18 protein-coding genes and 1 tRNA gene are annotated in these 22,402 nt (G+C 62.9%); 10 read left to right on the top strand and 9 right to left on the bottom strand.

Translation table 11 applies throughout. The features are described from left to right. Positions 1-250: 250 nt before the first annotated feature. From oscA to ACZ0AI_RS18995, 6 genes are all read left to right on the top strand, one after another. On the top strand, positions 251-433 hold the full coding sequence (gene oscA, locus ACZ0AI_RS19020) for a sulfur starvation response protein OscA (protein WP_463563208.1): 183 nt from the start codon (positions 251-253) through the stop codon (positions 431-433). A 157-nt stretch (positions 434-590) separates the two neighbouring features. Continuing rightward, complete coding sequence (locus ACZ0AI_RS19015) at positions 591-1,592, top strand: sulfate ABC transporter substrate-binding protein (protein WP_463563207.1); 1,002 nt, start codon at positions 591-593, stop codon at positions 1,590-1,592. Positions 1,593-1,673: 81 nt separating this feature from the next. After that, positions 1,674-2,486, top strand: a complete 813-nt coding sequence (gene cysT, locus ACZ0AI_RS19010) for a sulfate ABC transporter permease subunit CysT (RefSeq protein ID WP_042554213.1) — start codon at positions 1,674-1,676, stop codon at positions 2,484-2,486. Positions 2,487-2,496: 10 nt separating this feature from the next. Next, positions 2,497-3,363, top strand: a complete 867-nt coding sequence (cysW, locus tag ACZ0AI_RS19005) for a sulfate ABC transporter permease subunit CysW (RefSeq protein WP_463563206.1) — start codon at positions 2,497-2,499, stop codon at positions 3,361-3,363. 61 nt (positions 3,364-3,424) lie between these two features. Beyond that, positions 3,425-4,423: a sulfate/molybdate ABC transporter ATP-binding protein gene (locus tag ACZ0AI_RS19000; RefSeq protein WP_463563205.1), complete on the top strand. Its 999-nt coding sequence runs from the start codon at positions 3,425-3,427 to the stop codon at positions 4,421-4,423. 107 nt (positions 4,424-4,530) lie between these two features. After that, positions 4,531-5,289: a sulfite exporter TauE/SafE family protein gene (locus ACZ0AI_RS18995; RefSeq protein ID WP_463563204.1), complete on the top strand. Its 759-nt coding sequence runs from the start codon at positions 4,531-4,533 to the stop codon at positions 5,287-5,289. A gap of 173 nt (positions 5,290-5,462) precedes the next feature. Here the strand turns inward: ACZ0AI_RS18995 and ACZ0AI_RS18990 are convergent, their stop codons facing one another. Further along, positions 5,463-5,984, bottom strand: coding sequence for an Mpo1 family 2-hydroxy fatty acid dioxygenase (locus ACZ0AI_RS18990; protein ID WP_463563203.1), 522 nt, complete (start codon positions 5,982-5,984; stop codon positions 5,463-5,465). An 87-nt stretch (positions 5,985-6,071) separates the two neighbouring features. Between ACZ0AI_RS18990 and ACZ0AI_RS18985 the strand changes: the two genes are divergently transcribed. Beyond that, entirely contained in the window at positions 6,072-6,749 is a 678-nt protein-coding gene (locus tag ACZ0AI_RS18985; protein ID WP_463563202.1) for a Crp/Fnr family transcriptional regulator, read from the top strand. Positions 6,750-6,860: 111 nt separating this feature from the next. Then, positions 6,861-8,816, top strand: coding sequence for a metallophosphoesterase family protein (locus ACZ0AI_RS18980; protein ID WP_463563201.1), 1,956 nt, complete (start codon positions 6,861-6,863; stop codon positions 8,814-8,816). A 226-nt stretch (positions 8,817-9,042) separates the two neighbouring features. Here ACZ0AI_RS18980 and ACZ0AI_RS18975 read toward each other — a convergent pair whose 3' ends face one another. The 7 genes from ACZ0AI_RS18975 to gabD all read right to left on the bottom strand — a co-directional run bounded on the left by ACZ0AI_RS18975 (position 9,043) and on the right by gabD (position 19,563). Further along, on the bottom strand, positions 9,043-10,344 hold the full coding sequence (locus tag ACZ0AI_RS18975; protein WP_463563200.1) for an NAD(P)/FAD-dependent oxidoreductase: 1,302 nt from the start codon (positions 10,342-10,344) through the stop codon (positions 9,043-9,045). A gap of 55 nt (positions 10,345-10,399) precedes the next feature. Then, positions 10,400-11,764: a glutamine synthetase family protein gene (locus tag ACZ0AI_RS18970; RefSeq protein ID WP_463563199.1), complete on the bottom strand. Its 1,365-nt coding sequence runs from the start codon at positions 11,762-11,764 to the stop codon at positions 10,400-10,402. Positions 11,765-12,091: 327 nt separating this feature from the next. Continuing rightward, complete coding sequence (locus ACZ0AI_RS18965) at positions 12,092-13,657, bottom strand: methyl-accepting chemotaxis protein (protein WP_463563198.1); 1,566 nt, start codon at positions 13,655-13,657, stop codon at positions 12,092-12,094. A 200-nt stretch (positions 13,658-13,857) separates the two neighbouring features. Next, positions 13,858-14,934, bottom strand: a complete 1,077-nt coding sequence (locus tag ACZ0AI_RS18960) for an FAD-dependent oxidoreductase (protein WP_463563197.1) — start codon at positions 14,932-14,934, stop codon at positions 13,858-13,860. 193 nt (positions 14,935-15,127) lie between these two features. Further along, complete coding sequence (locus tag ACZ0AI_RS18955) at positions 15,128-16,342, bottom strand: HDOD domain-containing protein (RefSeq protein ID WP_225836292.1); 1,215 nt, start codon at positions 16,340-16,342, stop codon at positions 15,128-15,130. Positions 16,343-16,552: 210 nt separating this feature from the next. Then, complete coding sequence (gene gabT / locus ACZ0AI_RS18950; RefSeq protein WP_463563196.1) at positions 16,553-17,833, bottom strand: 4-aminobutyrate--2-oxoglutarate transaminase; 1,281 nt, start codon at positions 17,831-17,833, stop codon at positions 16,553-16,555. Positions 17,834-18,114: 281 nt separating this feature from the next. Then, the gene (gene gabD, locus ACZ0AI_RS18945) at positions 18,115-19,563 is read right to left on the bottom strand and encodes an NADP-dependent succinate-semialdehyde dehydrogenase (protein ID WP_463563195.1); all 1,449 of its coding nucleotides are present in this window, start codon (positions 19,561-19,563) and stop codon (positions 18,115-18,117) included. Positions 19,564-19,911: 348 nt separating this feature from the next. On the opposite strand from gabD, the gene ACZ0AI_RS18940 reads away from it, so the two are divergent. After that, positions 19,912-19,988 (top strand) — tRNA-Arg (locus tag ACZ0AI_RS18940). Between the two features lie 405 nt (positions 19,989-20,393). Beyond that, positions 20,394-21,224 (top strand): DUF1206 domain-containing protein, encoded by an 831-nt coding sequence (locus ACZ0AI_RS18935; RefSeq protein ID WP_463563194.1) that lies wholly within the window; start codon positions 20,394-20,396, stop codon positions 21,222-21,224. A 140-nt stretch (positions 21,225-21,364) separates the two neighbouring features. Here the strand turns inward: ACZ0AI_RS18935 and ACZ0AI_RS18930 are convergent, their stop codons facing one another. Further along, positions 21,365-22,303 carry a LysR family transcriptional regulator gene (locus ACZ0AI_RS18930; protein WP_463563193.1) on the bottom strand — a complete coding sequence of 313 codons (939 nt, stop codon included), beginning with the start codon at positions 22,301-22,303 and terminating at the stop codon, positions 21,365-21,367. Positions 22,304-22,402: the final 99 nt, after the last annotated feature.

Below are 22,402 nucleotides of genomic sequence, written 5' to 3'. Positions count from 1 at the left end.
CCGTGCAGCTGTATCTGCATGCCGTGCAGTGTAGGAGGCAAAAATAGACACTAAAAAGAATAAGAAATTATTTGCTTATTCCTAATAAGCAAATAGCTATCGGTAGTAGCAGCAAACCCCTCATATACCAAAAAGAAATATAAATGTTCTTAAACAGTATTTTTAAGAATATTTCAGATTCCCTAGTATCCGCTCCACGCCCCGCAGCCGACAGCCGTCGTACCAAGAACGAGGGCAAGGAGCCTTAGCCATGACCGCAACCCTTCGCAACCTGGAAGGCCAGGATGACGCCACCATCCTGCGTGAGATCCAAAGCGCCCTGAACGGCCTGAAGTTCGGCTCGGTAGAGATCACCGTGCACAACGGTCAGGTGGTGCAGATCGAGCGCAAGGAAAAATTCCGCCTGCAGCCATCCGCTAGCAAGAACGCCTGATCGCTGTTTCGCCACCCGACGACGGGCCGCACGTGAGACTCACCATGAACCCCTATCGCTACTGCCGATGTAACCCACGAATGTCGCGCTGAGACCTGACATCGAAAAAACAAAGCCCAACACGCCAACACCGCATTCAGTATCGAGGAGCTCCACCATGTCCATTCGCCGTTTCGCACTCGCTGCAATCGCCAGCGCCCTGGTAGCCGGCCCGGTTTCCGCCCAGACCCTGCTCAACGTGTCCTACGACCCGACCCGTGAGCTGTACGTCGAATTCAACAAGGCCTTCAACAAGCACTGGCAGGAACAAGGCAACGAAGCCCTGACCATCCAGCAGTCTCATGGTGGCTCGGGCAAACAGGCGCGTGCGGTTATCGACGGCCTGCAGGCCGACGTGGTGACCCTCGCGCTGTCCGGCGACATCGATGCGATCAACCTGAACCAGCCGCTGATCGACAAGGACTGGCAGAAACGCCTGGCCGACAACAGCACCCCATACACCTCGACCATCGTGTTCCTGGTTCGCAAGGGCAACCCGAAAGGCATCAAGGACTGGGATGATCTGGTCAAGGATGGCGTCGAAATCATCACCCCGAACCCGAAAACCTCCGGTGGTGCACGCTGGAACTTCCTCGCTGCCTGGGCTTACGCCAAGAAGAAATACGGCAGCGACGAAAAAGCCCTGGAATACGTGACCGAGCTGTACCGTCATGCGCCGGTTCTCGACACCGGTGCCCGCGGCGCGACCATCAGCTTCGTACAGCGTGGCCTGGGCGATGTGCTGCTGGCTTGGGAAAACGAAGCCTACCTGTCGCTGGCCGAAGAAGGCGGCGACCAACTGGAAATCGTCACCCCGTCGCTGTCCATCCTCGCCGAGCCGCCGGTGGCCGTCGTCGATAAGAACGTCGACCGCAAAGGCACCCGCAAGGCCGCCGAAGCGTACCTGCAGTACCTGTACAGCGAAGAAGGTCAGCGCATCGCCGCGAAGAACTTCTACCGTCCGCGTAACGCCGAAGTGGCAGCCGAGTTCAAGGATCAGTTCAAGGATCTGGATCTGGTCACCATCGACAAGGACTTCGGTGGCTGGGCCTCCGCACAGCCCAAGTACTTCGACGACGGCGGCGTTTTCGACGACATCTTCAAGAAGATCAATCAGTAAGCCACGCGTTACCGACGAAGCCCGCCGCTCCTGAAGGACTGGCGGGCTTTGCTCTGCGGACCTGATTAAAAAGGACTCTCCATGTCTCGTCGAACCTCCTCGGTCATACCCGGCTTCGGGCTGACTCTGGGCTACACCCTGACCTATCTCGCCTTGGTGGTGCTGATCCCACTGGGTGCCATGTTCCTGTTCTCGCTGCAGCTGTCGCTGGAGCAGTGGTGGAACCTGATCACCAACCGCCAGGTGCTGTTCTCCCTCAAACTTTCCTTCGGTACCGCCCTGGCGGCGGCGCTGCTCAACGGCATCCTCGGCACCATCATTGCCTGGGTACTGGTGCGCTACACCTTTCCTGGCCGACGCATCATCGATGCCATGGTCGACATGCCGTTCGCCCTGCCCACTGCGGTCGCCGGTATCGCCCTGACCGCGCTGTACGCGCCCAACGGCATGATCGGCTCGCTGTTCCCCTTCAAGATCGCCTATACGCCGCTGGGCATTACCCTGGCGCTGGTGTTCGTGACCCTACCGTTCGTGGTGCGCACCCTGCAGCCGGTACTCGCCGATTTCCCCAAGGAAGTCGAAGAAGCGGCCTCCTGCCTGGGCGCCAAACCGCTACAGGTGTTCTGGCACGTGCTGCTGCCAAGCCTGCTGCCCGCCTGGATCACCGGCTTCGCCCTGGCCTTCGCCCGTGGTGTCGGTGAGTACGGCTCCGTGGTGTTCATCGCCGGCAACATTCCGATGAAGACCGAGATTCTGCCGCTGTTGATCGTCTCCAAGCTGGATCAGTACGACTACCCGAGCGCCACCGCCATTGGCGTGCTGATGCTGGTGGTCTCGTTCATTCTGCTGCTGCTGATCAACCTGCTGCAGCGCCGCATCCAGCCGCAAATCTGAGGAGCCCGTCATGAGCCTTGCAACCCTTAGCAAGAACGCGGCTGCGCGCCCGGTACGCCGCTCCCCCGGCGCCATCACCCTGATCGTCATCGCCTGGGCGGTGTTCGCGGTGATTCTCGTGCTGCCGCTGTACATCGTCGTCACCCAGGGTCTGAGCCGTGGGCTGGAGTTTTTCTGGGAGGCGATCCGCGAGCCGGACGCCATTTCCGCGCTCAAGCTGACCCTGCTGGCCACGGCCATTTCCGTACCGCTGAACCTGGTGTTCGGGGTCGCGGCGGCCTGGTCGGTGACCAAGTTCGAATTCCGCGGCAAGAGCGTGCTGGTCACCTTGATCGACATGCCGTTCTCGGTATCGCCAGTGGTCGCCGGTCTGATCTACGTGCTGCTGTTTGGCGCGCAGAGCAAGCTGGCGCCGTACCTGCAGGATCAGAATCTGCAGATCATCTACGCCGTACCGGGCATCGTCCTGGCGACCATCTTCGTCACCTTCCCCTTCGTCGCACGCGAACTGATCCCGCTGATGGAAGAACAGGGCACTACCGAAGAGGAAGCCGCACGCCTGCTCGGCGCCAATGGCTGGCAGATGTTCTGGCATGTCACGCTGCCTAACGTAAAATGGGCGCTGGTCTACGGCGTGGTGCTCTGCACGGCGCGGGCGATGGGCGAGTTTGGTGCGGTATCGGTGGTTTCCGGGCACATCCGCGGTTACACCAACACGCTGCCACTGCACATCGAGATTCTCTACAACGAATACAACATCGTCGCCGCGTTCAGCGTGGCCATCCTGTTGTTGGTCATGGCCCTGGTCGTGTTGCTGCTTCGCCAATGGAGCGAAGCGCGCTTGAGCCGGCAGCTCAAGACGAATCAGGACGATTGAATCATTCCGCCGGCGCCGCGCTCTTGCGCGAACCGGCCAGACAGAACGACAGGTGTAACCCATGAGTATTCAAGTTCAAGGCATCAACAAGCACTTTGGCCAGTTCAAGGCGCTCAACGACATCAACCTGAACATCAACAGCGGTGAGCTGGTGGCCCTGCTCGGCCCGTCCGGCTGCGGCAAGACCACCCTGCTGCGCATCATCGCCGGCCTGGAAGTCCCGGATACCGGCAGCATCGTGTTCCACGGTGAAGACGTTTCCGAGCACGACGTGCGTGATCGCAAGGTCGGCTTCGTGTTCCAGCACTACGCCCTGTTCCGCCACATGACCGTGTTCGACAACGTCGCCTTCGGCCTGCGCATGAAGCCCAAGGGCGAGCGTCCGAACGAGAACGTGATCAAGAAGAAGGTTCACGACCTGCTCGACCTGGTGCAGCTCGACTGGCTGGCCGACCGCTACCCGGAACAGCTTTCCGGTGGCCAGCGCCAGCGTATCGCCCTGGCCCGCGCCCTGGCGGTAGAACCCAAGGTGCTGCTGCTCGACGAACCCTTCGGCGCCCTCGACGCCAAGGTGCGTAAAGAGCTGCGTCGCTGGCTGGCGCGCCTGCACGAAGAAGTGCACCTGACCAGCGTGTTCGTGACCCACGACCAGGAAGAAGCCATGGAAGTGGCTGACCGCATCGTGGTGATGAACAAGGGCGTGGTCGAACAGATCGGCTCGCCGGCCGAGGTCTACGAGAAGCCGTCCAGCGACTTCGTCTACCACTTCCTCGGTGACGCCAACCGCCTGTATGTCGGCGACGATCACCACGTGCTGTTCCGCCCGCACGAAGTGAGCCTGTCGACCGAGGCACTGGAAGGTCATCAGGCTGGTGAAGTGCGTGACATCCGCCTGCTCGGCGCCATCACCCGCATCACTCTGAAGGTCGAAGGCCAGGACGAACTGATCGAAGCCGAAGTGGCCAAGGATCACCTCAGCCTGGATAACCTCAGCCGCGGCACCACGCTGTACTTCAAACCCAAGGGCGGCAAGCCGGTCAGCACGGGTGTGCAGCCATAAGCGGCACGCGATAAGCTTCAAGTCGAAACGCCCTGGCCAAACAGCCAGGGCGTTTTTGTTTGCGCCTTCGCCTACCATAAGGGCCTACCTGCAACGGACGCTCGCCCATGCTCACCTTCGACGGTCTCGTCACCTACCTGCCGCTGATTCTGCTCACCTTCCTGCTCGCCGGCATGGTCAAGGGTGTGGTCGGCCTCGGGCTGCCGACCATCGCGGTCGGCCTGCTGGGTATGGTGATGACGCCGATGCAGGCCGCAGCGCTGCTGATCATTCCGTCGATGGTCACCAACATCTGGCAACTCTGTGATGGTCGCAGCCCGCTGCCGATGATGCGCCGCCTATGGCCACTGCTGCTGGGCATCGTGGCCGGCACCTTGGTCATCGGCTTCTATCTGCAGAGCCAGAGCGTGCCAAATGCCACGCGCTGGCTGGGCCTAGCACTGATCCTCTACGCGGTACTGGGGCTGGCATCGGTGCGCTTCACGGTGAAGCCGGCTCTTGAAAGCTGGCTCGCCCCGTTCATAGGCGCCATTACCGGGGCGATCACCGCCGTGACCGGTGTGTTCGTGATTCCGGCGGTGCCCTATCTGCAGGCCATTGGCTTGGAAAAAGACGATCTGGTGCAGGCTCTGGGGATTTCCTTCAGCGTGTCGACCCTAGCTCTGGCGCTGAGCCTCGGCCACAGTGGCGAGCTGCTGCAACCTGCAGTGCTCGGCATGTCCGCTATGGCACTGCTGCCTGCCCTGCTGGGCATGGCCGGCGGCCAATGGCTGCGCCGCCGTATCAGCCCGGAGCGCTTCAAACGCTGGTTCTTTATCGGCCTGCTGTTGCTCGGCGCAGACCTGGCGCTGCGCGGTGGTTTCTAGCGGCTGAGATGTGGCGGAAGCAGCCGGTGAGCAGAGCTTTTGTGGGAGAGGCCGGGCGGCGATCCGCTTTAGCCTCGATTTTGCTTAGCTAGGTGTAAAGAGCTCGCGGCTAAAGCCCCTCCTACAAAAAGAAAGCTCTGCTCACCATCCGCTTTCGCCTTATAAAAGCCCGGTCAAACCACCCCACGCTCGCGAATCAGCGTCGGGCCAGCACGCTGGACAACTTCATGCTCAATCTCCTGACGCAGGCCGAGGAGAAAGGCGGCTTCGGCGACCACGAACAATGGCCCGATCATCAGCCCCATAACGTCGTCGACGAATGCCGGCTTGCGGCCTTCGTAGAAGTGGCCGACGAACTGGATGATCCAGCCCACCACAAACAACCCCAACCCTGCGCTCAGCCACAATGCCGTGCCGCCCATCGCCAGCCCGGCGCTGAACCACAGGCAGAGCGCCAGCAACGCGCCCATCACCACACCGAAGCGCAAATCCAGGCGCAGGTAGAACAGCGTCGTCACCAGCGCCACGGCCAACGCCGGTGACAGCCATAGGCCTGAAACCGACACGCCAGGGCGCGATAGCAGCACGGTGACCGCCAGGACGATCATCGGAATGCCGACGAAGTGGGTGACGATATTGCGCCGATCGCGGTGATAGGCCGCGTAATGGGCGAGGTGATCCACCAGGGTTTTCATTGTTGTTATCCTCACGGGTGCGTGTCATCGCATAATGGCGCTGCCACCTCGCCAGCACTGTCAGCTAGCCGACAAACCGGAACATCCATGACCGATCTGCATGCCGTTCTGCTTCAAGGCCAATGGTTTGCCGCACTGCCGCAGGCGTTGCAGCAGGCGCTGGTGAGCCAGGGTCGGCAATTGAACCTGGAGGCCGGGCAACGTCTGTTCAGCCGTGGCGACTCACCCAGCGGCCTGTATGCCGTGCTGTCCGGCGCCATGCGCGTCGGCAGCGTGGATGCCGACGGCAAAGAGGCGCTGCTGGTGCTCGTGGAAGCCCCGCACTGGTTTGGCGAAATCGCTCTGTTCGACGGCCAGCCGCGTACCCACGATGCCTTCGCCGAGGGCGCCAGCAGCCTGCTGCACGTGCCCCAGGCCGGACTGCTGAGCCTGCTCGACGCACACCCCGCCTACTGGCGCGACATTGCCCTGCTGATGGCCCACAAAGTGCGCCTGGCGTTCATCGCTCTGGAAGAGCTGAGCCTGCTGCCCGCCGCGCAACGTCTGGCCAGGCGCCTGCTACTGATCGCCGAAGACTATGGCGAAACTCAGGGCCCACGGCGCATCATCCATCTTGCACAGGAGCAGCTGGCCGCGATGCTGGCGATCTCCCGACAGACCGCCAACGGTGTGCTCAAGGATCTGCAGGCCCGCGGTATCGTGCGACTGACCTACGGTGAGATCGAGATTCTCGACCTCGATGGCCTGCGACAGGCCGCCCAGTAACCACATGAAGCTTTTGTGACAGCCGAACCAATGGCTAAGCGCCATGTCCCTATTCATTCCCTGAAATAAAGGCCTGCCGGCTGACCCCGTGCTGGCCGGAAGCGATCCCGGATGCCGTTGCCAGAAACTCAAGACTCCACCGACCTGCCTGCCGTACTCGCCGGCCCGATCCTTCGGCGCCTGGAGCCTGGCCGTCTGGTGCTGTGGCTGGTCGGTAGCCGCGAGTTGCAACTGACCCTGCGCCTCGCGCCGGCCGGCCAGGCCGCTCGTGATTACCCGATGGGTGATGATGCTTGTCAGCGCCTGGTGATCGGCGAGCACGCGGTCATCCACCTGATCGACCTGCACCTCGACACCCCGCTGCCCCAGGACGAACGCATCGATTACGACCTGCTGGTCGACGGCCAACAGGGCATCGCCGACTGGGCCGCGCACCTGCTGTACGACGGTGCAACGCAACCCAACTTCGTGCTGCGCTCGCGCATCGATAACCTGCTGCACGGCTCCTGCCGCAAACCGCATCACCCGTCCAAGGATGGTCTGCTCTGCGCGGATCGCCTGCTGGCCACCGCCCACGCACCGCACGAACGCCCTGCCCTGCTGATGCACAGCGGCGATCAGGTGTACGCCGATGACGTCGCCGGGCCGATGTTGCGTGCCGTCCACACGCTGATCGAACGCCTGGGCCTGTATCACGAGAAACTCGAGGGCGCGGTGGTCGAAGACAGCGCCGATCTCTACGTGCACCCGGCCAGTTACTACCATCGTGCCGATCTGCTGCCCGCACTGAAGACCAACGAAACGCTGCGCGAGCGCTTCTTCGGTGGTACCGAAAAGCCCATCTTCACCAGCAGCAACGCCGACAACCACTTGGTGACCCTGGCCGAGGTGCTGGCCATGTACCTGCTGGTCTGGTCGCCGACGCCCTGGACACTGATCGACCTCGACCAGCCGGAACTGAGCGAAGAAGACGCCGAGCGCTACCGCACGGAACAGGCTTGCATTGAGGCCTTCGTCGCCAACCTGGGTCAGGTTGCCCGTGTTCTGGCGCACCTGCCGAACCTGATGATCTTCGACGATCACGACGTGACCGATGACTGGAACCTCTCGGCGCAATGGGAAGAAACCGCTTACGGCCATCCCTTCTCCAAGCGCATCATCGGCAACGCGCTGATTGGCTATCTGTTGTGTCAGGGCTGGGGTAACAATCCCGACGCCTTCGCCGAGCCAATGGCCAATATCAGCGCCCTGTGCGAGCAGGCCAGGGAACGAGGCTTCGGCAGCCCGGCGCAGGATCGCCTGATCGACGAGCTGATGGCATTCCAGCAATGGCACTACGTGCTGCCCAGCACACCGGCGCTGCTGGTACTCGACACACGCACCCGACGTTGGCGCAGCGAGCGCAATATCAAACGCCCCTCCGGGTTGCTCGACTGGGAAGCCCTGAGCGAATTCCAGCAGGATCTGCTCGACCACCCCTCGGCGATCATCGTCTCGCCGGCGCCGATGTTCGGCGTCAAGCTGATCGAAGCGGTGCAGCGGGTATTCAGCTGGGCCGGCCACCCGTTGATGGTCGATGCGGAAAACTGGATGGCCCATCGCGGCGCTGCCAGCGTGATGATGAACATCTTCCGTCACTCGCGTACGCCACGGGACTACGTGGTGCTCTCAGGCGACGTGCACTACTCGTTCTTTTACGAGGTCAAGGTACGCCAACGGCGCAATGGGCCGACCGTCTGGCAGATCACCAGCAGCGGCGTGAAGAACGAATTTCCACGACGCCTGCTGGATACGTTCGACCGCCTCAACCGCTGGCTGTATGCACCCTGGTCGCCCCTCAATTGGCTGACCAAACGCCGCCGCATGCAGGTGTTCCCGCACATTCCCAAGCAGAGCAAGGCAGGCGAGCGTTTGTGGAATTCCGCCGGCCTCGGTCAGGTGCTGTTCAACGCCGAAGGCCAGCCCAGCCGCGTGTTCCAACACAACGCCGACGGCTCGCCGCGCACCGAATTCATCGATGACCGCGACGAAGTACCGGAGCCGCACGAAGAGCCTAAACGCGCGTGAAGCCACCAATCCTGTAGGAGCCCCGACCTCGGGGCGAAGCGATAGCAGCCATCCAGAAAAATAGCGGCGTGACCACCATTCGCCGCGGGGGCGCGGCTCCTACAGGGTCGTGTGAATCCTCAGATCCGTAGGAGCCCCGACCTCGGGGCGAGCCGATTGCGGCCATCCTGCAAAAGCGGCGTCCATACCCACCATTCGCCGCGCGACGCGGCTCTTAGCGTATCGTCTAGCGCAGCTTCTCCAGCAGTTGGTAGTACCACATGCCCAGCGCCAGCATCGGGTTGCCGAACACGTCGCCCATCGGCACCTTGATGTGCGAACAGCCGGCAAAGGTCTCGAAACGCGCCAGCTCACCGCTCATGGCTTCTGCCATGATCTCGCCCATAACGTGACTGGTGGCGATGCCGTGGCCGGAGTAGCCCTGGCAGTACCAGACATTGGGCGACAACTTGCCCAACTGCGGGATGCGGTTGACCACGATGCCCATGGCACAGCTCCACTGGAACTCGATGGGTACGCCTTTCAGGCTCGGGAAAGTGCGCTCGATGCCGGGGCGCAGTTCAGCAGCGATATCCCGCGAGTCGCGCCCGGAGTAGTTGGCGCCGCCGCCGAATAGCAGGCGCCCATCGGCGGTCAGGCGGTAGTAATCGAGCACGAAGCGGCAGTCGTAGACGGCCAGATCCTGAGGATTGATCTGCGCAGCCAGTTCGCCCAGCGGCGCGGTGGTAACGATGCCGCCCATGGCCGGGAAGATCATGCCCTTGAGCTTTTCCGGCTCCAGCTTGTGGTACACGTCGCCGGCCAGCATTACCTGATTGGCGACCACCCGCCCCTCGGCCGTGACCAGCGTCGGCGTGGCGCCGTGGACGATCTCCAGCACCGGCGAGTGCTCGAAAATCAGCGCGCCCAGGCTGTGTGCCGCACGCGCTTCGCCCAGGCAAAGATTCAGCGGATGCAGGTGCAGGTTGCGGGTGTTCTTCAGCGCACCGAGGTACAGGTCGCTGGCCAGGTGGGCGCGTACGCCGCTGGTGTCCAGCAAGGTCAAGTCCGCCTCCATGCCACGGCGCAGCGCTTCGTCGTGGGAGGCACGCAGTTCATTGAGGTGGGCGGGTTTCATCGCCGCGTGCAGGTGGCCGTGCTTGAGGTCGCAGGCGATGCCGTAGCGACGCACCCGTTGCTCGATGATGTCATGGCCGCGCCAGCGCAGGTTCCAGATGAAGTCGTCGACCTCATCGCCCAGCCGCTTGCGCATCTGCTTGGTCATGGCGGTGTCGCCCGACAGGCTGCCGGTGACCTGCCCGCCATTGCGGCCGCTGGCGCCCCAACCGATGCGGTTGGCTTCCACCACGGCCACCTTGAGGCCACGCTCGGCCAGTTCGACCGCAGTGGCTACGCCGGTAAAGCCGCCGCCGATGATCGCCACATCGACGCGCACTTCACCCTGGACACTGGGGTAGTCGCTGTCCTGATCGATGGTCGCGCTGTAATAGGACGGGCTACGCTCGGCGGCCGTCGTCGTGTCTTTCATGTCATTTCCTTAGCTGCGCGCCATGCACGCTGCAACTGATCGCTTGGCGGACAGCTCACGCCTGATTGAGGTACCAGCGCCAATCCTGCTCGCCCACTTCACCCATGAAGCGGCGCTGCTCCTCGCGCTTGACCGCCAGATAGACACGCAGGAACTCCGCACCCAGGGCATCGGGCGCCCAGGTCGATTGCTCGAGCGCACACAGCGAGGTCAGCCAGTCAGTCGGTAACAGCGTCTTGGCCTGGGCATAGCCGTTGCCTTCGATGGGCTCGCCGGGATTCAGCTCCTCGCGGATGCCACGGTGGATGCCGGCAAGGATCGCCGCCGCGGCCAGATAGGGGTTGGCATCGGCGCCGCAGATGCGGTGCTCGATATGCCGCGTGACCGCCGGGCCACCCGGCACGCGCAGGCTCACGGTACGGTTATCCACACCCCAGGTCGGTGCCAGCGGCGCGTAGCTGTTGGCCTGGAAGCGCCGGTAGGAGTTGGCGTTGGGGCAGAACAGCAGCAACGAGTCGAGCAGGCTGGCGAGCATGCCACCCACCGCGTAACGCAGCAGCGGCGTGCCGGCAGGCGCCTCGCTGGCGAACAGATTGCGACCCTCGGCATCGTTCAGGCTGACATGCATGTGCATGCCGGTGCCCGCCAGGTGATCGAACGGTTTGGCCATGAAGCAGGCCTGCATGCCATGCCGGTGGGCCACTCCCTTGACCAATCGCTTGTAGCGCACCGCCTGATCCATGGCCTGCAACGCATCGCCATGCTCCAGGGTGATTTCCACCTGCCCCGGCGCGTACTCGGAAATCGCCGTACGCGCAGGGATGCCCTGGGCCTTGCACGCGGCATACAGGTCAGCGAGGAACGGCTCGATCTGCTCCAGCTCGCGCAAACCATAGACCTGGGTGTTGCGCGGCCTCCCACCATCGGCATCCAGAGCCGGCTGCGGCTTGCCATGGGCGTCGCGCTTGGCATCGAGCAGGTAGAACTCCAGCTCGCAGGCCATCACCGGGTGGTAGCCCTCGGCCTGCAGCCGCTCGATCACCTGCACCAGCACGTGGCGCGGATCGGCGACACTGGCGGGCATACCCTCCTGCGGGTGCATGCTGACCTGCACCGCCGCGGTGGGGATCAGCCGCCAGGGCAGGCGCACCAGGCTGCCGGCCAGCGGGTAGGCGCGGCAATCGATGTCGCCAACCTCCCAGACCAACCCGGTGTCCTCGACGTCATCGCCATTGATGCTCAGACCAAGAATGGTGCTCGGCAGTGGCCGGCCACTGCGGTATACGGCCAACAGCTCGTCGCGGTGCAACAGTTTGCCGCGCGGCACACCATTGGCATCGATGATAAACAGCTCGAACAGCTCGATATCGGGGTTCTGCGCGAGGAAATCCTCGGCGTCCTGCAGCGGAGCGAATTGCATGATGACTTCTCATATAGCCATGGGCGACCGTCACGGGTGACCCGGATCGGATTATCGGCTGCATGGGCAGCCCGGGCATCATAGCGAAGCGAGAAGAACATCCGGCGGGCGGGCGTGGCGGCAATGCCAGAGCGCCCAGAAGGTGAGCGTCTGTGGCAGCGCCGTGGGTTCGGGCGCCCGCCCCCGCGAGTGCAAGGCAGGCAGAACGATGACAGGGGCTGAACTGCAAAGCGGGCTAGACATATCAACGAGGCTCGCACGCGGCAATAGTCGCGTTAAATCGTTATTACTGCACCTTCAGATAGCCAGATGCTAAACAATCACCGTTCAAGGCTCCGGCTTGTAGCCCAGACGTAAACCGCCCCAGTGCTTGCCCTGCACATGGATCGGTACGGACAGGTCGTGCATCAGCTCGCCGGTGTCGCGCATATAAGTCTGTAGCAGCACACGCTGCTTGTGGCTGCCGCAGCGGATGCCGGTGCGGTCGTTGAACATGCGCTTACTACGGCTCTTCACCGTGTCCACAGCGCGATCACCGGTGGGCGGATGGTTGAACGCCTCGTTGTGGGTCGGCACATAGCCTTCCGGGGTGGTGGAAATGGCGAATACCAGGCCTTCGTGGCGTTTGAGCAGCGGTTCTTGAAGGGTAGGCAGCACCTGATCCGCATAACCGTCGAAACGGGTCTTGAACTTGGCTGGAAAGCTATTGGGGATCGGCTGGTACTGGCGGTCGAACAAATCCGCCAGGCTGATACGTCCGGCCTGAATATCGGCCTCGAACTGCCGACCAATCGCCGCAGCGCCTTCCAGCGCGAGGTCGTAAATGCGTTGGTGGTAACTGTCCAGGCCGACACTGGCGAGCCGCTCACTGACGGTTTCCGCCTGGCCGACCAACTGCTCGGCCGCCTTGCCCAACTGGCGGGTCTGGTCTTCGCTGCTGCGCACATCACCGCGCAACTGCTCGACCGCCACCAGCAGCTCGGCCAGGTGTTCGTGGTTGCTCGCCGTACCGGCACTGATCTGCGCTACCTGGGTGTCCACATCGGCCGCCAGGTCAGCGATACCGCGCAATTGCTCTCCAGTGAATTCGATCTGCCGGGCGGCCGCTTCCAGCTCTTCAGCCTGGCGCTGGATATGGCTGACCACCGCAGTGCTCTGCTGGCGGATATCGGCGACCATCTGCCCGACTTCACCGGTGGCGGTGGCGGTACGACCGGCTAAGTTGCGCACCTCATCGGCGACCACTGCAAAACCGCGGCCCTGCTCGCCGGCACGGGCGGCCTCGATGGCAGCATTGAGCGCCAGCAAGTTGGTCTGGCTGGCGATGGACTGAATCACCTGGGTAACCTGCTCGATCTGCTCGGTACGGGCGCCGAGCCCGTCGATCAGCTCGCGGCTGGCAGCGGTCTGTGCACTCAGTTGCTGCATGCGGCTGATCGCCTGCTGCAGCTCGGCCTGGCCGCTGGCACTGCTGGTACGCACGGTTTGCGCGGCGCCCAGTGTCTGGCCGGCGAGTTCGGCGTTGCTCTGCTCGGTGCGAGTCACGGCATGGGCACCTTCGCCGATCTGCTCGACCGCGGCCAACTGCGACTGCAGCTTGCCGGCCAGCTGCTGCACGGTGAAGGCCACCTGAGCTGCCGACAGCGCGTTATGACAGGTGTGTTGCGACAGGCTACGGCTCAGCTCATCCAGCGAGGCTGCTGGCGCAGCGTCGGCGGGCGGCGCAGCAGCCTTGCGCCAGGGCCCGAACCACGGCCACAGCGCCAGCAACAGCAGCGCAATGGCGCCAAGATAGGGCGGCAGATGCACCTGCTGCCAGACCACCAGCAACGCGAGCAAGCCGAGCACGTGCAGGGCCAATGCCAGCCGGTCATGCGTAAAACCAGAACCCATGGCGAACCTCATTATTTTTATAGTGCCGGGATGTCGGGCGCAGCGGGCGCGCCGGCAAGGGCCGAGCCTTGTTTAAGCTCATCGGCAGCGCGGGGCGTATCTGTAGAGGCGCGGCAGCCGCCCGACCGAGTTGACCACCTCATCATGCGCCGGGCTATGGCACTTTGGTAGCAGAGGGTCGGCCGCTGGGGGAATGCAGGTCAGCGCTTGAGGCTGTGGCGTTTGACGAAGGCGCGGTCGAAGTAGTCCTTGCAGCGCCCGTAGAACTGCCCGCCGGCGCTCCACTGGCGCCAGCCGAACAAGGCGCCGCCATCACCACTGGCCAGCAACAGCGGCCGCTGGCCGCTGATTTTGAGGTCACGCAGCGGCCCGCCACGCAGCGCGGCGCTCAGGTTGGCGGCAAGCACCGGCACCTGGCGCATGGAATACAGGCCACTCTTGCGCACCCCAGGCAGGTTGGCGCAATCGCCCACGGCGAAAATCTGCGGATGGGAATGGCTCTGCAGGGTCGGCGCAGTGTGCACGAAACCATCGGCATCGCAGCTCAGGCCGCTGTCGGCGATCCACGGGAACGCCTGGGCGCCGCTCGCCAGCAGCAGCCGGCCGCCACGCCACACCGCCGCGTCGCCGCTGATCAGGCAATCACCGTCGATGCGGCTGATCGGACAATGCTCGCGCACCTGCACCCGGCGCATGCGCAGATGGCCCCAGGCGCGCATCCGCAACCCGGCACAGTGGCCGGCCAGCAGCGGCTCGCCACAGAACAGCGCCAACTGCGGCACCTGATCGGCCAGCGCCAGGGCCATTTCCACGCCCGCCACGCCGCCACCGAGAATCGCCAACGGCTGGGGATCACGCTGCCAGGCCTGCCAGCCGGCGATGAAGCTGTCCACCGGCTTGACCGCCAGCACGTCCATCGCGTCGCCCTCGCGGGGCGGACAGGCGACCCGGTCGCCGGTATTCAGCGACAGCCAGTTGCTCTGCAGCACGCGACCATCGCCCAGGCTCAATTGCCGCGTGGCGGCATCCAGCGTCGTCACCGGCGCGACGATCAGCTCGACCTGGGCGGCCTGACACAACGCGGTCAGCTCGATCTGGCAGTCTTCGGCGCCATAACGCCCCGCCACCAAACCGGGCAGCATGCCGGCGTGCCAGGTGTGCTCGGCACTGGCCACCAGGCCGATGCGACCCGCCGGCCGCTCGATCAGCGCCCAGCGCCGCAGAACCCCGAGATGGGCCGGGCCTGCGCCTACCAGCAACAGATCGTAGTCAGTCATCTACACCGATATCCTTGTGAGCCTGAGCAGAGCGGCGCGGGCCGCTCAGCGGAAAGCAGAACGAGCTTTGACCGAAACACGCGCGGAATGATCCGCGCTCCCCGAGCATGGCGGCAGCAGGTCGTTTCGAGCAAGAGAAGAGACGCTTGAGGCAGGCTTTCGACACATTTTTGCGGCGTGATTTATGCCGAGATCACGCCACAGACGCCTGAGCAGGCAGGCGCTCGAGCACTCCGAGATCGAGGCGCAGCAGGCGCACGCAGCGGGCCTCGCGCAGCTCGCTGGGGCTTTGCGAGGCACCGAGAGCGACCACCTGCCCAGCGAGGTTGAGCACCAGCGCCTCGCGGGAGAACACCCCGCTGTTGAGGCTGTAATAAGCCGCCACCAGCTCGCGCAGCCCAAAGGGTAGGCGCCAGCGGATACGCAGCGCCGAGCCGAAGCTGGCGGCGCGCAGGCGGATGGCCTGCTCGATCTCCTCATCACTGAGGCTGCCGCCGGCGTCCTGCCAGTCCTGCATGCAGCGCAGCAGCGCCAGCTCGCCGATGTTGTGCAACAGGCCGGCGGTGTAGCAGAGCTCGGCATCCAGCGACAGTTCGCAGGCCAGCCAATGAGCGACCTCGGCACTGCGCTGGGCGGCGGCCCAGGTGCGCACGCCCTGCTCGGCCAGGCGCGGGTCGCTGAGCCGTGCGTTGCGCTGCACGGAAAGCCCCAGCACCAGATTCAGGGTACGTGCCACCCCCAGACGCGGCAGGGCCTGGGCCAGGGTCTGACAGGGTGAGCCGTTGTGGTGAGCGGCACTGTTGGCCGCAGCGATCAGGCAGGCGGTAATCTGCGGGTCACGGGTGAACACCTGCTCCAGCTCACGCAGGCTCGGCTCGCTGCTGTTCAGGTACTGGCTGACCGAGTCACGCACCGAGGCCAGCAGCGGCGCGCCCTGCCCCTCTTCGCGCATGGCATCCAGGTAATCTTCGAGGCGGTTCACCAGCAGCGGACGAATCGGGCACAGCAACTCCTCGCCCTCGCTGAGCAACAGCCCGGCCAGGCGCTGGCGCAGTGCTTCGGCGTTGAAGGGTTTGGCCAGGTAGGCGGTGGGCGCCAGCGGCTTGGCGGCGCGCACGCTGTTGGCATCCAGGCGACCGCTGATGAGAATGAACGGCAGCGCCGGAGTACGCGGGTGGCGGCGCAACTGGCGCAGCAACTCCAGACCATCGACACCCGGCAGCTCGCTGTCGGCGATCACCAGTTCAGGCAGACGCCGCTTGCAGCGTGCCATGGCCGCCTGGCCATCGCTGACACGGATCACCACGGCGTCGCAGCGCACGTCGAGCACCAGTTGCTCGAGCAGATCGGCCGTCCACGGATCGGTATCGGCGATGAGAACTTCCGGGGCGGTGGCCGCTGCAGACATCTACAAACCTCTTCACATAGGTGTAAGAGGCTCAGTATAGACAGGTCAGCAAGCGCTCTGCCGTAGCCCGGGTCGTGCGCGGTGACACGTATTGCACTGGGTATCGCTGCGCTCAACACCAGGCTACGTAAGCGGTGACCCGCACTATGACCGGGGCAGAGCAGCAGGCAAAAAAAGACCCGCCGAAGCGGGTCTTTTTCACGGCGTGGCTTACGCCAGTTCGTCGAAGCACTCGGCAACGATGGCGATGCCTTTTTCCAGCTGAGCGTACGGGATGGTGACCGGCATCAGGAAGCGCACTACGTTGTAGTAGGTGCCGCACGACAGCAGGATCAGGCCCTTGTCGCGCGCCTTGGCGACGATCTTGCCCGTCAGCTCGGCAGCCGGTTTGCTGTGGTCGCCGCCTTCGAACAGCTCGATGGCGATCATCGAACCCAGGCCACGTACATCACCGATCACCTTGTGCTTGGCGGCGATGTCGCGCAGGCCGGCCTTGAGCTTCTCGCCCACGGCGTTGGAGCGATCCAGCAGCTTCTCTTCGTCGAACACCTTCAGCACGGCCAGGGCCGCGGCGCAGGCGATCGGGCTACCGGCATAGGTGCCGCCCAGGCCACCGGGGGCGATGGTGTCCATGATCTCGGCCTTGCCGCTGACGCCGGAGATCGGGAAGCCGCCGCCGACGGATTTGGCGAAGGTGGTCAGATCCGGCACGACGCCCAGTTGCTCGGTGGCGAAGAAAGTACCGGTACGGCCAGCGCCGGTCTGCACTTCGTCAGCGATCAGCAGAATGCCGTGCTGGTCGCACAGGGCGCGCAGACGCTGCATGAAGGCTGGCGAATTGACGTAGAAACCACCTTCGCCCTGCACCGGCTCGATGATGATCGCGGCGATGTCCTGAGGCTGGGCATCGTTCTTGAAGATGCGCTCGATGCTGGCAATGGACTCGTCTTCGCTGACGCCATGCAGCTCGCATGGCGCAATGGCGCGGTACACACCGGCAGGCATCAGGCCCATGCCAGCGGAGTACGGCGCCACCTTGCCGGTCAGCGACAGGGTCATCATGGTGCGGCCGTGGTAGGCGCCGGTGAAGGCGATCACGCCAGCACGACCGGTAGCGGCACGGGCGATCTTCACGGCGTTCTCGACGGCTTCGGAGCCCGAGGTGACCAGCAGGGTCTTCTTGGCGAAGTCGCCCGGTACGCGCTTGGCGATTTCTTCACACAGCTCGATGTAGGGTTCGTACGCCAGCACCTGGAAGCAGGTGTGGGTCAGCTTGGTCAGCTGCTCCTGAACGGCGGCGACCACTCTCGGGTGCAGGTGGCCGGTGTTCAGTACGGCGATACCGCCGGCGAAGTCGATGTACTCACGGCCTTCGACGTCCCACACGGTGGCGTTCTCGGCGCGCTCGGCGACGATCGGGTGGATCTGGCCGACGCCACGCGGTACGGCGGCTTGGCGGCGTTGCAGCAGGGATTCGTTGGTCTTGCTCATGGCTTCCTCATTCACCGCTCATCGTCGGTGTGGTTCAAGGATGACGCATCCCGGTACAGCCGCGGCAGCATGCGATGATCGACTGCCGGGCCTTGCGCGATGCAGGGGGAAACGCTTAGTTGCGCCACCGAAGTGGCGCGGGATCAGGCCTTGTAAAAACGTAGCGAGCGACGGTCAGACAAGGCAAAAACAGGCGAAAAGCGAGTTTACAAGTGTAAATGAGCATTTGAGCCTGTTTTTAACGCCGTATGACCGAGCGCAGTAGTTTTTACATTGCCTGATCAGATGCTCAGGCAGAGGTACTTGATTTCCAGGTAGTCCTCGATGCCGTACTTGGAGCCTTCACGGCCCAGGCCCGAGGCCTTGATGCCGCCGAACGGCGCCACTTCATTGGAGATCAGGCCGGTGTTGATGCCGACCATACCGTATTCCAGTGCCTCGGCCACACGGAACACGCGGCTCAGGTCACGGGCGTAGAAGTAGGAAGCCAGACCGAACTCGGTGTCGTTGGCCATGGCGATCACTTCGGCTTCGTCCTTGAAGCGGAACAGCGGCGCCAGCGGGCCGAAGGTTTCGTCCTTGGAGACCAGCGCGTTCTTCGGTACGTCGGTCAGAATGGTCGGCTCGAAGAAGGTACCGCCGAGGGCGTGGGTCTTGCCGCCGGAGAGGATCTTGGCGCCTTTGGAAACGGCATCCTCGATGTGCTCCTTGACCTTGGCCACGGCCTTCTCGTCGATCAGCGGGCCGGTGGTGGTGCCGTCTTCCAGACCGTTGCCGATCTTCAGTTTCTCGACCGCTACCTTGAGCTTCTCGGCGAAGGCATCGTAGACGCCGTCCTGCACGTAGATACGGTTCGCACACACGCAGGTCTGACCGTTGTTGCGGTACTTGGAGATGATCGCGCCTTCGATGGCCTTGTCCAGGTCAGCATCGTCGAACACGATGAAGGGCGCGTTGCCACCCAGCTCCAGCGACACCTTCTTGATGTCCTGGGCGCACTCGGCCATCAACTGGCGACCGATCTCGGTGGAGCCAGTGAACGACAGTTTGCGCACGATCGGGTTGCCCGTCAGCTCGCTGCCGATATCGCCAGCGCTGCCGGTCACCACGCTGAACACGCCAGCCGGGATACCAGCACGGGTAGCCAGCTCGGCCAGGGCCAGAGCGGAGTACGGCGTCTGCGAGGCAGGCTTGAGCACCATGGTGCAACCAGCGGCCAGCGCAGGGCCTGCCTTACGGGTGATCATCGCAGCCGGGAAGTTCCACGGCGTAATGGCTGCGGTAACGCCGATCGGCTGCTTGATGACGATCAGGCGCTTGTCGGCCTGGTGACCCGGAATGGTGTCCCCATAGATGCGCTTGGCTTCTTCGGCGAACCACTCGATGAAGGACGCCGCGTAGGCGATTTCGCCCTTGGCCTCGGCCAGCGGTTTGCCCTGCTCGATGGTCATCAGGCGCGCCAGGTCTTCCTGGTTCTCCAGCATCAGCTCATACCAGCGGCGCAGCTTGGCGGAACGCTCCTTGGCAGTCAGTGCACGCCAGGCCGGCAGCGCCTTGTCGGCCGCTTCGATGGCACGGCGGGTCTCGGCCGCACCCATCTTCGGCACGGTGCCGATCACGTCACCCGTGGCCGGGTTGGTCACCTTGATGGTCTGGCCGCTGTCGGCATCAGCCCAGGCACCGTTGACGAAAGCCTGCTGGCGGAACAGTTGAGCGTCTTTCAGTTGCATGGCGGTCTCCTCTATCCTGGCACCACGGCGCCAGGAGATGACGAAAGAAACTGGGAGCGAACCCAGGTATGGGTAGAGCGACAGATTAGCCACTGCCTGGCCGTTCGAACGGGGTGTAACGCCCAGAGTTCAGCGTAACCACATGAACTGTTTGAAATATCAAACAGATCCTAAGATCAGCAGGGTTAAAGGGCAATAGGCCGTTCGAGAAAATTAACAACCCAGCCGATCACCGGCATTCGTGCAGCCCTTCTTTATAGCCCAAGCCCGCCTTCCCCACCCACCAAACGCGCCCCGCCAGCAGCATGGACGCACGCCAGCGACATGCGTATGATTGCGCCCCGCAACGCACCAGTAGCTCAGCTGGATAGAGTACTGCCCTCCGAAGGCAGGGGTCGTGGGTTCGAATCCCGCCTGGTGCGCCAAATTGATGTTCTGTTCATCTCATAGGGATGACGAGGACGAAAAACACAAGCCCGCCATGTGCGGGCTTTGTCGTTTCTAGCGTTCTGCTTGATCTGCGCTAAACCCTTCATGAGGCGCTGTCCGATCGGTACACGCCACTTCCTGAATCGCCAGTGTAATCAGCCGGAGCAGGTAGCTACCCCCCCGCGATATCAAGCTTTGTTAGGAAGGGAATTTGCCCGATGGCACTCAAGTAGCAGCGGCTTTCAGATGCACATGCTAATCAAAAGAAGATGCGCAGATTCAAAACGCTCAGCGCCTGAACTTGCCGCCGTGAACACAGCCCTGCTAATCAGTCGAAACGGCCGTCCGCAATGGGTGTCAACTGCAGCGTCATCTGTATTCCCCCGCTCAGGAGCGCCACTTTGTATAACCCAGCCAGCCACGCCAAAGGCGAACTCTCTCAGGGCCTCGTCTGGCTCGCTCGGACTGCCTACGCAGCACGCGGCGTGGTGTATCTGATTATCGGCATCTTCGCGCTGCTGGCCGCCTGGGGTAGCGGGAAAACGGTCGGAACCAAAGGCGCTATCTCGCAATTGCTGGGACAACCTTTCGGCGAGACGTTGTTATGGATCATGGTCGCGGGACTTGTCGCCTATGCCGCATGGCGATTGACCCAGGCCATTACTGACCCGGAAGATCACGGCACCGATGCCAAGGGCCTCGCTGTGCGCACAGGCCTCGTTGGCGGCGCCATCAGTTATAGCCTGCTGACCCTGTTTACGCTGGGTCTCTTGGGAAGCTCCCTAGGTGAATCCTCTAATGGAGGCGGTGGCAACGGCGATTTTCTCTCGGGTGTATTGGGCTGGAAGTATTCAAACTATCTGGTCTACCTGGTCGCTTTGGTGCCGCTGGGCGTCGGCATCGCGCACATCATCAAGGGCTGGAAAGCCAAATTCGAAAAGTACTTCTCTGCGTCGGATGACGTCATGCGCTGGGTAACGCCAGTCTCGAAGGTAGGCTTGATTGCCAGAGGCGTTTCGTTTCTGGTGGTGTCCGGCATGCTCTTCAGCGGTGGTGCGCGCTACAAGCCTACAGAGCCACCAGGACTTGAGGACGCATTGAGCGCATTGCAATCCTTGCACTTCGGCACCTTCTGGCTGGCGCTGATTGGCGCAGGCTTGATCGCGTTCTCGCTCTACAGTTTTTCCGAAGCTATTTGGCGACGTATAGACACCGCGGCGGTGTTTAACTGATCCCTCGTTGCGATGAAAGCCTCGGGTAACAACGGGGCATCTTATTTAATACGAGCTAAAGGCCTTCAGGACAGACCATAATTGATCTCACCTATAAATGTGGCCTGCCCCCAAGTACATGCAGGCCCTCTCGGTAACTCTCAAGTCTCGACATCTTGGGGATCCTCGTTAATAACCTCCGCCCCCACCAAAAACTTCTGCCGCAATAACGTCTCCCGAGTAATCGCGACCAGCGCATCGATCTGCATGTCGGGCATTTCCGTCATGTAGGAGAGGCAGAAGCGCGCCGGTGGGATGGGTGGGTCGCAGGGCAGGGTTTTCAGCAGGTTGAGGGCGAGCATTTCGCGGATCAGGGGTACGGGCAGGATGCCAATGGCGTGGCCGGCGGAGACCAGTTTGGCCATGAAGCTCAAGGAGTTGCTGGAGTGAAAGGCTTCCGACGGTGCGTTGCCGCCCTTCAGCCAGTTCTCGACCACCGAGTACAGGGTCGAGGGGGCGGAGTGGCTGACGATGGGGTGGCCGGCGGCGTGCTCCGGCAGGAAGGGGTCGGCGTCGATGCACAGTTGCGGGGCGGCGACCCACTGGAAGGTCATCCAGCCGATGAAGATGTCGGTGACGTCCTCGCGGGTGGCGGGGTTGGTGAGCAGCGCCAGGTCGAGCTCGTGGTCGTTGAGCTTGCGGTTGAGCACCGCGCCGACGTCGATGGTGATTTCCAGGGTGATCTCGGGAAAGTGCGCCTTGATCTCGGCGATCACGGCGGTCAGGCCGACCATCGCCGAGCATTCGTCGGCGCCCAGGCGCAGCCTGCGGTGCTGCTTCTGTTTGGCGGCGAACTGCTCGAGTTTCACGCTGTTGTTGAGCGCCAGCTCGGCGTGGCGCAGGGCGATATGGCCATCGGCGGTGAGGGTCATGCGCTGCTTGCTGCGGTCGAACAGCTTGACGCTGAGCAGCGATTCCATCTCCCGAATGCGCGAGGAAATGGCCGGCTGGGTGAGGTGAAGGTGGCGTGATGCAGCATGTACACCGCCCAATCGGGCAGTCCAGTAGAAGGCCTCGATCTGCATCAGGGTAATACGCATGATAAAAATCTTCCCCTCTTCTGTTCGCTGATTTTTATTATCGCCAGAAAAACATGCTTGCTAGGATCGGGCTAACTTTCTTGCCCAAAACGAATAATT

Source organism: Pseudomonas sp. AC355 (assembly GCF_979258205.1).
The sequence above is the reverse complement of the archived record's forward strand: the minus strand, read 5'-3'. Positions and strand labels throughout refer to the sequence as shown.